General features: G+C 69.2%; 15 protein-coding genes. 14 read left to right on the top strand and 1 reads right to left on the bottom strand.

What is annotated here, in order from left to right; all coding sequences use genetic code 11:
• Positions 1-55 precede the first annotated feature (55 nt).
• The 5 genes from VFZ20_RS09805 (at position 56) to VFZ20_RS09825 (ending at position 3,423) form a co-directional block, all read left to right on the top strand.
• Positions 56-433: a DUF1801 domain-containing protein gene (locus VFZ20_RS09805; RefSeq protein WP_329683686.1), complete on the top strand. Its 378-nt coding sequence runs from the start codon at positions 56-58 to the stop codon at positions 431-433.
• Between the two features lie 360 nt (positions 434-793).
• Positions 794-1,234, top strand: a complete 441-nt coding sequence (locus tag VFZ20_RS09810; RefSeq protein ID WP_329683687.1) for a DoxX family protein — start codon at positions 794-796, stop codon at positions 1,232-1,234.
• A gap of 90 nt (positions 1,235-1,324) precedes the next feature.
• Positions 1,325-2,173: a hypothetical protein gene (locus tag VFZ20_RS09815; RefSeq protein ID WP_329683688.1), complete on the top strand. Its 849-nt coding sequence runs from the start codon at positions 1,325-1,327 to the stop codon at positions 2,171-2,173.
• A gap of 78 nt (positions 2,174-2,251) precedes the next feature.
• Entirely contained in the window at positions 2,252-2,953 is a 702-nt protein-coding gene (locus tag VFZ20_RS09820; RefSeq protein WP_329683689.1) for a hypothetical protein, read from the top strand.
• Positions 2,950-3,423 (top strand): GNAT family N-acetyltransferase, encoded by a 474-nt coding sequence (locus VFZ20_RS09825; RefSeq protein ID WP_329683690.1) that lies wholly within the window; start codon positions 2,950-2,952, stop codon positions 3,421-3,423. Before VFZ20_RS09820 ends, VFZ20_RS09825 begins: the two co-directional genes overlap by 4 nt.
• A 91-nt stretch (positions 3,424-3,514) precedes the next feature.
• On the opposite strand, the gene VFZ20_RS09830 is transcribed toward VFZ20_RS09825, so the two are convergent.
• Positions 3,515-4,030 carry a hypothetical protein gene (locus VFZ20_RS09830; RefSeq protein WP_329683691.1) on the bottom strand — a complete coding sequence of 172 codons (516 nt, stop codon included), beginning with the start codon at positions 4,028-4,030 and terminating at the stop codon, positions 3,515-3,517.
• A 196-nt stretch (positions 4,031-4,226) separates the two neighbouring features.
• Between VFZ20_RS09830 and VFZ20_RS09835 the strand changes: the two genes are divergently transcribed.
• The 9 genes from VFZ20_RS09835 to cysS all read left to right on the top strand — a co-directional run bounded on the left by VFZ20_RS09835 (position 4,227) and on the right by cysS (position 13,936).
• The gene (locus tag VFZ20_RS09835) at positions 4,227-4,760 is read left to right on the top strand and encodes a hypothetical protein (protein WP_329683692.1); all 534 of its coding nucleotides are present in this window, start codon (positions 4,227-4,229) and stop codon (positions 4,758-4,760) included.
• A gap of 102 nt (positions 4,761-4,862) precedes the next feature.
• Entirely contained in the window at positions 4,863-5,411 is a 549-nt protein-coding gene (locus tag VFZ20_RS09840; protein ID WP_329683693.1) for a hypothetical protein, read from the top strand.
• A 425-nt stretch (positions 5,412-5,836) separates the two neighbouring features.
• Positions 5,837-6,319, top strand: coding sequence for a GyrI-like domain-containing protein (locus tag VFZ20_RS09845; RefSeq protein ID WP_329683694.1), 483 nt, complete (start codon positions 5,837-5,839; stop codon positions 6,317-6,319).
• A 38-nt stretch (positions 6,320-6,357) separates the two neighbouring features.
• Positions 6,358-6,801: a hypothetical protein gene (locus VFZ20_RS09850; RefSeq protein ID WP_329683695.1), complete on the top strand. Its 444-nt coding sequence runs from the start codon at positions 6,358-6,360 to the stop codon at positions 6,799-6,801.
• Between the two features lie 144 nt (positions 6,802-6,945).
• Entirely contained in the window at positions 6,946-9,192 is a 2,247-nt protein-coding gene (locus VFZ20_RS09855; RefSeq protein ID WP_329683696.1) for a DNA methyltransferase, read from the top strand.
• Between the two features lie 447 nt (positions 9,193-9,639).
• The gene (locus tag VFZ20_RS09860) at positions 9,640-10,260 is read left to right on the top strand and encodes a hypothetical protein (protein WP_329683697.1); all 621 of its coding nucleotides are present in this window, start codon (positions 9,640-9,642) and stop codon (positions 10,258-10,260) included.
• 10 nt (positions 10,261-10,270) lie between these two features.
• Positions 10,271-11,272: a VOC family protein gene (locus VFZ20_RS09865; RefSeq protein ID WP_329683698.1), complete on the top strand. Its 1,002-nt coding sequence runs from the start codon at positions 10,271-10,273 to the stop codon at positions 11,270-11,272.
• A 171-nt stretch (positions 11,273-11,443) separates the two neighbouring features.
• Positions 11,444-12,391 (top strand): mechanosensitive ion channel family protein, encoded by a 948-nt coding sequence (locus VFZ20_RS09870; RefSeq protein ID WP_329683699.1) that lies wholly within the window; start codon positions 11,444-11,446, stop codon positions 12,389-12,391.
• Between the two features lie 99 nt (positions 12,392-12,490).
• Positions 12,491-13,936: a cysteine--tRNA ligase gene (cysS, locus tag VFZ20_RS09875; protein ID WP_329683700.1), complete on the top strand. Its 1,446-nt coding sequence runs from the start codon at positions 12,491-12,493 to the stop codon at positions 13,934-13,936.
• Positions 13,937-13,997: the final 61 nt, after the last annotated feature.

Consider the following 13,997-nt stretch of genomic DNA (forward strand, 5'->3'; position numbering starts at 1 on the left):
GTTGCTCCACGGCCGGCATCCCGCCCGCTTGTTTTCCTTCTGATCGTGGGTTCCCGTGGCTGATGACGTGGAGGCGTTTCTCGCGGCGCTGGAGCATCCTCACAAGGCGGAGATCCTGGTGCTGCGTCGGATGATCCTGGATACCGATCCGCGCATCGCCGAGGGCATCAAGTGGAACGCGCCCAGCTTTCGCACGTCGGAGTGGTTCGCGACGTTCCACCTGCGCGCCAGGACCGGCGTGCAGATCATCCTCCACTTCGGCGCCAGGGTGCGCGACAAGTCCGCCGCCCGCGCCGCCATCGCCGATCCCGACGGGCTGCTGGAGTGGCTCGGCCCCGACCGCGCCACGGTCAAGTTCCGCGACGCCGACGACGTGGAGGCGAAGCGATCCGCGTTCTCGGCCGTCATTCGCCAGTGGATCACGCACGTGTAGCGCGCATCAAACCTGCACCCGCGATGCGTCATCCTGAGGGAGCGCCGCGCATAACGTGAACGCGCGCAGAACTTTGGCGCGACCGAAGGATCTTGTGTGCGAGACTCGGAGCCGATTTCCGTGCACGAGGGTCGTCCCCGAGCTTCGCGGGCAAGATCCTTCGTCGCCGCCATGGACCACGCACGGACACGGTTTACGCGGCGGCTCCTCAGGATGACGCTTGTTGTCATGCGACTATCCAACTCTGAAGCGGAGAAATTCATCCTTCGCGTTTGTCGAAATCGCGGAGAGCCGTTCGTCGTGACTGTGGAGGCGGGGATGCAGCCGCGCCTCGCCCACTCCACACCACGAGGAGCCCCCATGCAGAGCACGGCCATCCATCCCCACACCTCGGCGGCCACCGACGCCACGCAGGCTAGGCCCGCCGGGCGCGGCATGGTGCGCGCGGGGCGCGCGCTCAGCGGGTTCGCCGCGCTGTTCCTGCTCGCGGACGGCGTGATGCGCATTGCCCGGTTCCAGCCGTACGTGGACGGGCTGGTGCAGTTCGGCTACCCGGCGCACCTCGCGGTGCCCATCGGCCTGGCGCTGACCATCGCCACGGTGCTGTACATCGTTCCGCGCACGGCCGTGCTGGGCGCCATCATCCTCACGGGCTACCTGGGCGGCGCGGCGGCGTCGCACATCCGCATGGAAGACCCGCTCTTTGGCACCAGCCTCGTCTTTGCCGTGATGGTGTGGCTGGGGCTGTACCTGCGCGAGCCGCGGCTGCGGGCGCTGGTGCCGCTGCGCGCGGACGCGTGATCATCGACGGGCGGCCAAGGAACCCGCGATCCGGCGGGTGAGTAGAAGGCGCGCTCCCGCAGCCTCGTCGTCCCCTCGCCGCCCCGTCCGGTGCCGTCCACCCCGCTGCTGCCCATCCGCGTCCCGCTTCGCCGCCCCCGCGCGACGGAGCGGTCGCGGCGCATGGGGCGGGCGCTCGGCGTCTCGCTCATCGTCCACGCGATCGCGATCGTCCTCGTGCTGACGGCGCGGCGGGAGGGCGCTGAGCGGACGGCGCGACACCCCGTGGAGCACGCGACGTACGTGGAGATCCAGTGGCCGCCCGTTCGCGGTCACCCCGGTCTGCCCATCCCCACCCAATCCGGCTCCGCGGCATCCGGCGGATACGGCGTCGTGAATCCACCCTCGCCCGATACGCTCGCGCAGGCTTCGGCCCCAGCCTCCGCCGACGGCGCCGATCCGTCCAGCGTCGCGGAAGCGTCGTCCATGCCGGGGCCCGGATCGGCGGCGAGCCGGGACGCACCGTTGGGGACGGGGCGGACGCGGCTGGGGGCGGAGCTGGGCGATTCGCGGCTGATCGTCACGCCGCCGCGCGCGGGCACGCTGCCGCCGGACGACGCGCGCTACCTGGCGGATTTTCGCGCGGCCATGCGGGCGTTCAACGACAGCGTACAGGGCCAGGCCGACCGCGAGCGCCGCGTGCGCGACTGGACGTGGACGGACCCGCGCGGCCGCGCCTGGGGCGTGCGCGACGGCGTGATCTTTATCGCGGGGCAGGGGACGATCTACGCGGAGGTGCGAGGCGAGCGTGACCAGGAGCTGTCCGGCCGGCGCATGTCGCGCCACCGCGCGGACATCGACTACCACGCCGACCGCGCCGAGCGCGCGCGCCACCTCCAGGAGCGCGGCCGCGCCGTCCGCGGTCGCACGGACCGAGAGCGCGCCGCCGGCCCGCCGTAGCCTTGCGCGGCAGGCTCGCATCCGCCCTTATTGGGACACGTTCGCTTCCTCGCCCGCTCCGCGCGCTCCCTCCGTCCGATGCTGCTCCGCCCAACGCGCTGGATCCTCGCCCTCGCCGCCGGCTGCGCGGGGGTGCTCGCGTTGGTCCGCGCCCCGGCCGCGGCGGACGCGCCGGCCGTCATCCGCCCGTACGCCGTCGCCGACACCAGCTGCTCGCCGTACGAGCCCACGCCCACGCCGGACGAGGTGCGCCCGTTCGTCACCCAGGGCAAGGAGCCGCTGTGCGTGGCGGCGGCGGACCTGGACGGCGACGGGCGGCGGGACTACGTGCTCGTGCTGGGCACGCGGCGCAAGTACACCGGCCAGCCGTACGCGGGGGATGGAGCGGCACCGGACAAGGACGACCTCCGCACGCTGCTGGTGCTCATGCGCCAGCCGGACGGCGCGCTGCGGATGGGCGCGCGCACCGAGCACGTGGCGATGTGCACGGAGTGCGGCGGCATGATGGGCGACCCGTTCGAGGGCGTGGGCGCGCGGCCCGGGAGCTTTACCGTTCACCACTACGGCGGATCGGCGTGGCGCTGGCGGGCGGACTACACCTTCGAGTACGTCGCGGCGACGGGGCGGTGGCGGCTGGCCAGCGTGTCCACGCTCAGCTACTGGTCGCCGGAGCCGGACAAGATGGAGTCGCACGTCTACACGGCGCCCGCGGACTTTCCCGAGATCGACCTGACGGACTTTGACTACGAGACGTGGCGCGGACCGGACGCGGAGAAATGACGACGAGCGACGAAACGATCCAGCTGCAGCCCGGCATTCACCCGGTGGTGCCGGCGGACGTGCCGCGGCTGGTGGAGGTGTGGGAGGCGTCCGTCCGCGCCACGCACCACTTTCTCTCCGAGGCCGACATCCAGTTCTTCAAGCCCGCCGTGCGCGACGAGCTGGTGGGCGCGCTGGAGCTGGCCTGCGTGCGCGATGGAGACGGACGGCTGGCGGGCTTCGTGGGCGTGGCGGACGGCAAGGTGGAGGCGCTGTTCATCCACCCCGGCCTGCGCGGACGCGGCGTGGGCCGCACGCTGCTGGAGCACGCCGTCCACGCGCTGGGCGCCACGCGCGTGGACGTGAACGAGCAGAACGAGCAGGCCGTGGGCTTCTACCTGCGGATGGGTTTCGAGGTGGAGGATCGATCACCCCTCGACGGCCTGGGCAAGCCGTTCCCCCTGCTGCACATGCGCCTGCGCTCCACGTGAGAGCCGGCGGAGCCGCGGAGGACTTCGTCGCGCGATGAACCCCTCTGCTGCCCCTGCTCCCTCTGCGTGAAATGCAGTTGTCCGTTGAAGCTCAGCCGCGGACGAACACCATGTCGAAGCGCGTCTCGCCGCCCTGGGGCATCTGCTCCGCGCGGTGCACGGTGAGCGTGCGGCCGTCCGGCGCGAGCTCCCACGCCTCCGTGCCCGTCGCCGTGATCGTCTGCCCGCCGCGCGGCAGCTCGCGGATGATGGTGATGTGCAGCCGGCCGTCGTCGCCGTGGCGGGCGCGCAGGCGCGTGGGCACCTCCATGGGGCCAGTGGGCGTGCGGATGCGCGTCGTCGTCGCCGTCTCGCTGCCGTCCAGCGCGTAGACGAACGCGAACCGCTCCGGCTGCGGGCCGCCGTTCTCGATCTCCACGTCCACGGTGAGCCGCGCGTCCGTCTGCGCCACCTGCAGCGTGTGGCGGTTCACCTGCGCGTAAAAGGGCGGAAGGTTGGTGCTGCGCGCCTCGTCCAGCGTCCACGTGCCGCCGTAGTCGGGGACAAGGACGGGCGCGGGGGCGGGGACGGAGACGCCGAGAGCGACGGCGAGGATGAGCGCGTTCATGGGGATTCGTGATCGTCGGCGGATGGGTCGGCGGCCCCGGCGGCTCCAGGGCGCGCGACCGGGTACGATTCGCCCGATGCTCGCAAGCGTTGCCCGCCGCGCGTTGCCCTCATCCAATCGTCACGAATCCATCCGCGAAGACATTCTCTCCCGTCGGTCTTCGTCCGCAGCCCTCCCCCTCCAGGAGCCGCCCGCCATGCGCTTTGCCCTGGTGCTCGCACTCTGCGCCGCGCTCCTTCCGCGCGCCGGCCACGCGCAGTTCCGCGACCAGCTCTACACCTCGCCCGTGGCGGCGCTGCCCGTGGAGGCAGGCGAGCCGGTGCCCACGCTGGCGATCCTGCTCCCGGACGTGGCGGGGACGGGGGAACCGGCTGTCTCCGTGCCACTCATGGTGCTGGGCGGGCTGGCGGGCAACACGGCGGGGGTGCTGGTGGGGCTGGTGCTCGGCTCCGGGGATGCGGGGCAGCAGGGCGAGGACTGCATGGACCTGTGCCTGGGGACGTGGGGCGTGATCAGCCTGCTGGCGAGCACGACGGTGGGAACGACGCTGGGCGTGCACCTGGGCAACTTTCGCCGGGGTTCGCTCCCCCTCAGCCTGCTTGCCTCCACCGCCATCGTGAGCGTGGGCTACGCGCTGGCCACCCGCGATCCTGACGTCTTCATCGCGGTGCCCCTGGGCCAGCTCGCGGGCTCGGTCCTGGTGGAGCTCGCCACCACGCCTCGCCCCTGATCCATCACGGCCGATCGTCACGATTGCATCCGCAGAAACATTCTTTCCCCACCAGCCGTCCTTTCCACTCCGAATCCCTCCCTCCACACGCACCGCCGGATCATGCGCCTCGCCCTTGCCACGCTGCTCGTCCTTTGCGCCGCGCTCGTCCCCCGCGCCGGACATGCCCAGTTCCGCAACCAGCTCTACACCTCGCCGGTCGTCGCCTCGGCCGAACGCGCGGATGCTCCGGCGGAGCCCACGCTGCTCGTCGTGTTCGCGCCGAACGCGGCGGAGGCGACCGTGGGAGAGGGCGGATCGACGCCCGCGCTCATCCTTGGCGGCGTGTTGGGGGCAGGGGGCGGGATGGTGGCGGGCGCGATCCTGGGCAGCGTGATCGATGGAGACGGGGACCCGGACTGCATCGACTTCTGCTTTGGGCCGGGGTTCGTGCTCGGCATGCTGGCGGGCGAGGCGCTGGGGATGTCGGCCGGCGTGCACCTGGCCAACGGCCGCCGCGGCGCGTTCCCGCTCAACGCGCTCACCACCGCCGGCATCCTGGCGGCCGGGCTGGTGCTGGGCAGCGATGGGGGGGCGATCCTCGTCGTCCCCTTTGGCCAGCTCTACGGCGCCATCCGCGTGGAGCGGAGCACCGACCCCAACCGCCCCTGATCCCACGCCGTCCCCGCTCCTGCCGACGTGCGTCCTCCTGACAGCGGATGTTGAATGACTCGGATCGCCCAACGCGTCATCCTGGGGAGCCGCCGCGTAATCCCTGTCCGTGCGCGATCCTTCGATCGCGCCAAAGCTCTGAGTGCGTTCACGTTGTGCGCGGCGCTCCCTCAGGATGACGCATTGCGGTTGCAGGTTCTAAACAGCCTCTAAGGAGCCGCCGCGCAGGCCCTGACCGCGCGCAAAACCCGGGCGGCGACAAAGGATCCTGCCCGCGAAGCTCGTGGCGACCTTCGTGCACGGTGCCGAATTGCGCACGATCCGCATCATCCCATCCGCCCGCCCATCTTGATCGGGATCGGCGCGCGTGCCACAATGCGTTGCCCCCGCGATCCGCGAATCCGCAACACTCTACGTCCGTCATCATGACCTCCATCCAGCCCGCGCGATTTGCAGACGGGCGGCCCATGCTGCTGGCCGGCCTGCGCCGCGTGCACACCTTTGCCGATGCGCGGCGCACCATCCCGGAGCAGTGGCGCGACCTGGAGACGCTGGGCCCCATCCCGGGCCGGCAGGGAACGGCCGCGTACGGCGTGATCTGCGGCGCGCAGCCCCAGGCGCAGACGATGGAGTTCATGACGGGCGTGGAGGTGGCGTCGTTCGACGGCCTTCCGCCGGAGACGGGGCGGATGCGCGTTCCGCCGGCGCATTACGCCGTCTTTCTCCACCGGGGCGGACGGGCGGCGCTGCAGGAGACGTGGATGGCCATCTGGGACTGGCTGCCGCGCTCCGGCTACGCGTCCGCGCAGACGCCGGACTTCGAGCTGTACGACGACCGCTTCGATCCGCGGACGGACACGGGCGAGATCGAGATCTGGGTCCCCGTCCACCCCGCCGGCGCGCCGTAGCGCCGCATTTCGTTTCCGCCCGGCGACAAGGTGCTCTCGTGAAGCCACGTCTCCTCCTCACGGCCGTCGCCGCGATCCTGGCGCACGCGCCCGCGGCCCGCACGCAGGTCACGGAGGACACCGCGCTGGTGGATGCCGTCTCGTACGTTGCCCAGGGGAACTACAAGCACCGGCTGGAGGTGGCGCCGGGGGAGACGGCCTTCGACTCGGCTGTGGCGGGGCGGCTGCGCGCGCTGCCGGCCGCGACCCTGCCGCCGCCGCAGCCCGGATACAGGGACTGGGTCGGCACGCAGGGCGTGACGTTCGCCGGTAACACGGCGGCCGTGGTGGTGCGCTTTGGCACCTCCGCGCCGCCGGACGGCAGCCTGATCGACACGTACATCGAGGACACCCGCTACCTCTTTGTCCGCGAGGGGGCCGGCTGGCGCTTTCTGCGTTGCGAGTTCCTGCGCGGAATGGACCTGGGACCCGTCCGCGGGTAGACGCGTCACCGCCATCCGCCGTTGTGCATGATCTGCCGCGTTCGGGTCGCGCCGGGCAGACGCGCGGCGTAGTTTGACCTGACGCGCCAATCCTCGCGATCCCGCGCTCCATCTTCCGTCCGCGTTACGCTCCACGTTTCCGTCGTGCATCCACAGAGCCCCGCCCTTCGCGCCCTCGCCGACAAGTGGGACGCCGTCCCCGCGGCCGAGCGCGCCAACTTCCAGACGTACGTCACCGAGCTGTGCGCCGCCCTGGGCGTGGCGCCGCCGCGTCCGCGCGGCTCCGGATACGAGTTCGAGTTCCCCGTCACGACGGTGGACCGGCGCACGGGCAAGGAGTCGACGAACTTCATCGACTTGTACCGGCAGGGCTTCTTCATCCTCGAAGCCAAGCACACGGACGCGGGTGCCGGCGCGGACCGCGTGCTGGGTGCGGCGTACGGGCAGGCCAAGGGCTACGCGGGCGACGTGAAGCACGGCCCGCCGCCGTACCTGATGGTGATGAACGTCGCCCGCACGCTGCTGGTGTGGGACCGCTGGAGTGGAAACTACGGGGGCCTCAACGCCGCGCGCCGCATCGACCTGCGCCGGCTCTGGCAGAGCGGTGACGACATCGAGTTCCTGCGCGCGGTGTGGGAGGCTCCCGAGTCGCTGAACCCGGCCATCCGTGGCCGCGCCGTCACGCGCGAGGTGGCGGAGAAGCTTGCGAAGCTCTCCGCGTCGCTGGAAGGGCGGGGGATGGATGGGGAGCGCGTGGCGCGTTTTCTCATGCGTTGCGTCTTCACCATGTTCGCCGAAGACGTGGGACTGCTGGCGGATAAGCCGTTCCAGGCTGCCGTCCAGCATTTCCAGGACAACCCTGCCGAGTTCAGCGAGGTGATGGAAGGGCTGTGGAAGGCGATGGACGCGGGCACGCGGTTTGGGCTTCGGAAGCTGCTGCGCTTCAACGGGCACTTCTTCGCCGATGCAGAGGTGCTGCCTCTGGACTCAGGCGACATGGCCGTGCTGGCTGATGCTGCGCGCGCGGACTGGCGTCAGGTAGAGCCCACCATATTCGGCACGTTGCTTACGCGCGCGCTGGATCCGAAGGAGCGCCACCGACTCGGTGCGGAGTACACGCCGCGCGAGTTTGTAGAACGCGTGGTGCGGCAAACAGTGGAAGTGCCGCTACGCGATCGCTGGGCTCCTGTTCAGGCCCACGTCGCGGAGTTGGCCCTGTCGAAGCGCAAGAAAGACCGCGATGCGGCTCTGGGAGAACTGCGCGAGTTTCACGCGTGGATGCGCCGGTTGCGCTTCCTGGACCCTGCGTGCGGCAGTGGCAACTTCTTGTATGTGACGCTGCACATGGTCAAGCGCCTGGAACTGGAGGTGCTGCGGGCCATTGAGCAGATCACCGGCAACCCGGAACTCGGGATTGAGGAGGTGGGTCCGTGGCAGTTCCACGGCATTGAAGTTAAGCCGTGGGCCCGCGAGATCGCTGAGCTTACCCTGTGGATTGGCTATCATCAGTTCTGGATGGAGCATCACAAGGGCGTCAACGTGCCTGAGCCAGTGCTGAAAGATACTGGTACACTGGAACTGCGGGACGCGGTGCTCGCCTGGGACGATATTGTCGAAATTCCTGAGAAGTCGCGGCCTGATCCCACGCCGCGCATCCCGCACCCGGTTACGGGAAAGCTAGTCCCCGATCCGAGCGCGCGCCTTGCGTTCTTTCGATATGTGAATCCTCGCCCGGCGGAATGGCCCACAGCGGATTTTATCGTAGGAAACCCTCCCTATCTCGGCTCTGCTCGCATGCGTACTGCTTTCGGGGACGGATATGTCGAAGCGCTACGGCAGATATATCCAAACGTTCCCGATACCGCCGACTACGTGATGTATTGGTGGCAGCGGGCTGCTTCCGCAATTGCAACTGGCGAAACACTCCGTGCTGGGCTGATTACCACTAACACGATCACACAGATACAGAACAGGAGTATTGTCGCTGAGGCCGCACTTCAAGGAGTTCACGTAATCTGGACCGTGGCAGATCACCCGTGGATTGATGAGCGCGGCGCCGCAGATGTTCGGGTTGCCCTGACCGTATTCGGAAGGGACTCATCCGAAGCTGTGCTGGTGAGTGTGAGTCCAACCGGGACCATTCTGGGAGAGCAAAGAACCTTACGATTGAACCCGGATCTTACTCCATATGTGGATATTGCCAAGGCTGCATCGGTGCCTCTCAGCGATAATAGGATATTCTCGCAGCTTATCTTCCTCAGAGAGACCAAGATCAATCACATACAAACCTCTGGATCTGTCTGTAAGATCACGGCCGTTCAACAACGGTCGGATGACTTCGCTCGAACGAGAGTCCAATCGAATAATCTCGTTGGCTTCTTGCTCCGTTAGTACGAAACCGCGGCCTAAGAGTGCCACTCCTCGATACGATAATATCCTATTATCACTAACCTGCTCGGTGATCGGGTCAAACCCGAGCGCGATGCGAACAGCCGGAGCATGTACGCTCGTTACTGGTGGAGGTTCGGTGAACCGCGCGCAGGCTTGAGAGCGGCTCTGGCGGGTCTTCAGCGATATGTAGCGACTCCCATGACCGCGAAGCATCGCTTCTTTACATTTGTTGAAACTGCAATTCTTCCGGACCAGGGAATCATTGCGATTGCGACGGATAATTCGTTCATTCTTGGGGTATTGAGTGCCTTGCCTCATCGTTACTGGGCCTTGGCTGCAGGCGGGCGATTAGGGGTCGGGAATGACCCCAGATACAACAACAGCCGCTGCTTCGACCCGTTCCCGTTTCCCGATCCGCCCAAGGAGCTGCGGGCGCGGATCGGGGCGGTGGCGGAGCGGCTGGACCAGCACCGCAAGGACGCCATCGCCCGCGACGAGCGCGTGACGATGACGGGGATGTACAACGTCGTCGAGAAGCTGCGCGGCGGCGAGGCGCTCACGCCCAAGGAGCGCGCCGTGCACGAGATTGCCGCGTGCAGCGTGCTGCGCGACATCCACGACGAGCTGGACGTGCTCGTGGCGCAGGCGTACGGCTGGCCCTGGCCCATGGAGCGCGAGGAGGTGCTGGAGCGCCTGGTGGCCCTGCACGACGAGCGCGTGGAGGAGGAAAAGCGCGGCATCGTCCGCTGGCTGCGGCCGGAGTACCAGGTTCCGCGCTTCGGCGGAGCGGCGGCGGCCCCGGAGGCGCCGGAGCTGGACCTGCCCGACGCGCCGTCCGCGGGGGCCGCCCCGGTCGAGGAGGCGCGTCCCTGGCCGGCGGGCGCCATCGAGCAGATCACCGCGACCAAGGCGCTCGTGATGTCGGCGGCCGCCACCCCGGAGGAGGTGGCAGCCGCGTTCACCCGCGCGCCCGTGCTGCTCGTGACGCGGCACCTCAAGACGCTGGCGATGGTCGGCGAGGTGCGGGAGTTGGCTGGCCGCTACCTGGCTGTCACCGAGCCGGTCTGAGACAGGACGGATGATGCGGATCGAGCACGGGGCGGTGTGGACGCGCGACCTGGAGCGTCTGCGCGCGTTCTACGCGCGGTGGTTCGGTGCGACGGCGGGCGGGCGATACGAGAGCACGAACCGGCCCGGCTTCGCATCGTACTTCCTCGCCCTCCCGGACGAAGGCGCGCGGCTGGAGCTCATGCGCCTGCCGGACCTGGCCGATGCGCCCGGCGCGCCGGCACTCGGCTACGTGCTCCTGACCGTCGCCGTGGGCTCGGAGGCGGCGGTGCGGACGATGGCGGAGCGGATGCGCGAGGCCGGCGTGCCCATCGTTTCCGGGCCGCGATGGACGGGCGACGGCTACTTCGAGGTCCTCGTCCGAGACCCGGACGGCAACGAAGTCGAGATCACGGCTGATCCGCAACAAACGCAGGGCGGGCGCGGTACCAAGCGCCTGCGCACCAATCCGCGCGCCCCATCCTCAGGAATCAATCACGCCCGCATGCGCCGTCGCTCCATCCGCCTGGCCCTGTTCCTTCCCCTGCTGCTCGCCGCCGATCTGCTGCGCGCGCAGTCGCTCGGCGTGAGCGCGGGGCCCGTCATCCCCGTGGGTCCGCTGGGCGAGCACCGCGACGTGGGGCTGCGCGTGCAGGGATCGCTGTACTCGCCGGAGCGGCTGCTGCGCGTGGACCTGGCCGCGACGCTGTTTCCCGGCGACAACCGAGACTGGCAGGCGGGCGACTACCGCTCCCTGAGCCTGGGGGCGAACCTCCTGCCGGTGTTCCACCGTGCGGGCGGCACGCGGGTGCGCGGCCTGATCGGCCTGTCGGCGCACAAGGTGGACGTGGAGGGCGCATCCAACCCGTACGGCATCATCCCCGGCCTGCAGCTGGGCACCGTGCTGGAGGGCGCGTGGGGCGGGCGTGCGCTCCACGCCGAGACGGGGCTGCACGTCATCGCGTCCGACCACGGCGTGGGCGAGCTGGAGGGCGCGTACTTTGTCCCGGTGACGTTCGGCATCCGCTTCTGACGCCCGCCGGCGGTCCGCGCCGGGGCATCCAATCCGCAGCGCGGGGACGGAAATCCGCCGCCCCGCCTTGACCATCCCGCGCCCGCGGCCTACGTTCGGCGGGCTGGCCGGCGTGCGTGACTCGGCCGCGACAACCCCGAGCCCAGGACGTACGCCGCGCCCATGATCCAGGTGGACAGCCTCGCCCTCGTCGAGCTCTCGCAGCTGCGCAGCGAGTGGGCGGAACGCTTCAACTGGGCGGCGATCACGGCCACCGGGCTGCGCATCCTGGGCTCGCTGTTCGTCGCGTGGCTGGCGTACTACTGGCTCAAGGTGGTGCTGCGGCGCATCGACCGCTCGCTGGGCACCACGCCGGGCATGCTCACGCCGCAGGAGCAGCGCACCCGCACCCTGCTGAGCCTGCTGCGCAGCGTGGGGCTGGTGATCATCGGCGTCATGACGCTGTTCATGGTGCTGGGCGCCCTGGGCGTGGAGCTGGGGCCCCTGCTGGCCGGCGCCGGCGTGGTGGGCCTGGCCGTCTCGTTCGGCGCGCAGTCGCTGGTAAAGGACGTGATCAGCGGCCTGTTTCTGCTCTTCGAGAACCAGTTCGGCGTGGGCGACGTCATCCGCATCGAGGGCGTGAGCGGCACGGTAGAGCAGATGACGCTGCGCATCGTCGTCCTGCGCGACGTGCACGGCGTGGTGCACATCGTCCCCAACGGGCAGATCACCAAGGTGAGCAACCTCACCCGCTCGTGGGCGCGCGTGGTGCTGGAGGTGGGCGTGGCGTACAAGGAGGACCCCGACCACGTGATGGCCGTGCTGCGCGACGTGGGCCGCGAGCTGTACGAGGACGCCGACTGGAAGCCGCTGCTGCTGGACCGCGTGGAGGTGCCGGGGATCGAGACCTTCGGCGAGTCGGCCGTGAACATCCGCGTGATGGTAAAGACGCTCCCGCTCAAGCAGTGGGACGTGGCCAGGGAGCTGCGGCGCCGCATCAAGCTGCGCTTTGACCGCGACGGGATCGAGATCCCGTTTCCCCACCAGACGGTGCAGTGGGAAGGCATGCATCCGGCCCTGGCGTCCGCGCCGGCGCCCTCCTCCATGAACGATGCAGACGACGACGATGACGGCGAGTAGCAGGCGATGTAGGCCGGCCCACCGGTAGCCAACGACCGTGCCGTGCGCGGGCGTACCGCCCGCGCGCACCCATCGCCTGCGATCTCAGGACACAAAACGATGCCCCTGCGCTTCTACAACACGCTCACCCGCCGCGAAGAGGAGTTCGTCCCCCTGCACGAAGGCAAGGTGGGGATGTACACCTGCGGGCCCACGGTGTACGCGCCGCCGCACATCGGCAACCTGCGCACGTTCTTCTTCAGCGACCTGGTGCGCCGGTACCTGGAGTACCGCGGCTACGAGGTGAAGTTCGTGATGAACCTCACCGACGTGGACGACAAGACCATCCGCGGGGCCGTGCGCGAGGGCGTGTCGCTCAACGCGTACACGGAGCCGTTCATCGAGAGCCTGTTCCGCGACTTCGAGCAGCTGGGCATTCGCCAGGCAGACGTACACCCGCGCGCCACGCACTACATCGACGGGATGATCGACATCATCCGCCGGCTGGAGGAGAACAAGCTGGCGTACGTGGCCGACGGGTCCGTGTACTACGACATCTCGGAGTTCAAGGCCTACGGCAACCTGTCGAAGGTGGACGTGAGCGCCGGCCGCCGCGGCGAGCGCGTGGCCGCCGACGAGTACGACAAGGACGACGTGCGCGACTTCGTGCTCTGGAAGGCCGTGAAGCCCGAGGACGAGCAGGTGGGCGCCGCGTGGGACACGCCGTGGGGCCGCGGCCGGCCGGGGTGGCACATCGAGTGCTCGGCCATGAGCATGCAGGAGCTGGGGGAGACGTTCGACATCCACGCGGGCGGGGTGGACCTGATCTTTCCCCACCACGAGGACGAGATCGCGCAGAGCGAGGGGTGCACGGGCAAGACCTTCGTGCGCTACTGGCTGCACGGCGAGTTCCTGCTGCTGGAGGGCGACAAGATGGCCAAGTCCACCGGCAACATCTTCAACCTGCAGGATCTGGTGGAGCGGGGGGTGAAGCCGTCGTCCATCCGCTACCTGTTCCTTACGGCGCACTACCGCAGCAAGCTCAACTTCACCTTTGCGGGGCTGGAGGCCGCCGCCGAGGCCGTGCGCCGCGTGCGTGACGCCCGCGACCGCCTGCGCGAGCACCCCACCGTCCGCGATCCGGACCCGTCGGACACGCCCGTGCTGCACCCCGCGGCCGACGAGGCGCTCACGGCGTTCGCGGCGGCCATGGACCAGGACCTCAACAGCAGCGTGGCGCTGGCCGCCCTGCACGAGCTGGTGAGCCGGGTGAACGCGCGGCTGCACGAGCTGGAGGGCCGGCCCATCAGCCAGGCGGAGCAGCAGGCGGCGCTGCGGGCGTTCGAGCGCATCGACGGCGTCTTTGGTTTCGTGGGGCTGTCGGACCGCGAGAACGTGGTGGACGAGGACCTGGCCGCGTGGGTGGAGGAGCGCATCCAGGCGCGGCAGGCCGCCCGCAAGGCGCGCGACTTTGGCCAGGCGGATGCCATCCGCGACGAGATCGCCGCCCGCGGCGTGCTGGTGGAGGACACACCGCAGGGTCCCCGCTGGAAGCTGTCCGCCTGAACACCAACTGATTTTCTCACGCAGAGCCGCGGAGGACGCAGAGAACTGCAACTGAAGTACT

This window comes from Longimicrobium sp. (genome assembly GCF_036280135.1).
Classification (GTDB): Bacteria; Gemmatimonadota; Gemmatimonadetes; order Longimicrobiales; family Longimicrobiaceae; genus Longimicrobium.

What these genes read in the sequence shown, in the direction of transcription:
- VFZ20_RS09810 (WP_329683687.1), top strand. Translation starts at nt 794, where the DNA reads ATGCAGAGCACGGCCATCCATCCCCACACCTCGGCGGCCACCGACGCC.
- VFZ20_RS09820 (WP_329683689.1), top strand. Translation starts at nt 2,252, where the DNA reads ATGCTGCTCCGCCCAACGCGCTGGATCCTCGCCCTCGCCGCCGGCTGC.
- VFZ20_RS09825 (WP_329683690.1), top strand. Translation starts at nt 2,950, where the DNA reads ATGACGACGAGCGACGAAACGATCCAGCTGCAGCCCGGCATTCACCCG.
- VFZ20_RS09830 (WP_329683691.1), bottom strand. Translation starts at nt 4,030, where the DNA reads ATGAACGCGCTCATCCTCGCCGTCGCTCTCGGCGTCTCCGTCCCCGCC.
- VFZ20_RS09835 (WP_329683692.1), top strand. Translation starts at nt 4,227, where the DNA reads ATGCGCTTTGCCCTGGTGCTCGCACTCTGCGCCGCGCTCCTTCCGCGC.
- VFZ20_RS09840 (WP_329683693.1), top strand. Translation starts at nt 4,863, where the DNA reads ATGCGCCTCGCCCTTGCCACGCTGCTCGTCCTTTGCGCCGCGCTCGTC.
- VFZ20_RS09845 (WP_329683694.1), top strand. Translation starts at nt 5,837, where the DNA reads ATGACCTCCATCCAGCCCGCGCGATTTGCAGACGGGCGGCCCATGCTG.
- VFZ20_RS09865 (WP_329683698.1), top strand. Translation starts at nt 10,271, where the DNA reads ATGATGCGGATCGAGCACGGGGCGGTGTGGACGCGCGACCTGGAGCGT.
- cysS (WP_329683700.1), top strand. Translation starts at nt 12,491, where the DNA reads ATGCCCCTGCGCTTCTACAACACGCTCACCCGCCGCGAAGAGGAGTTC.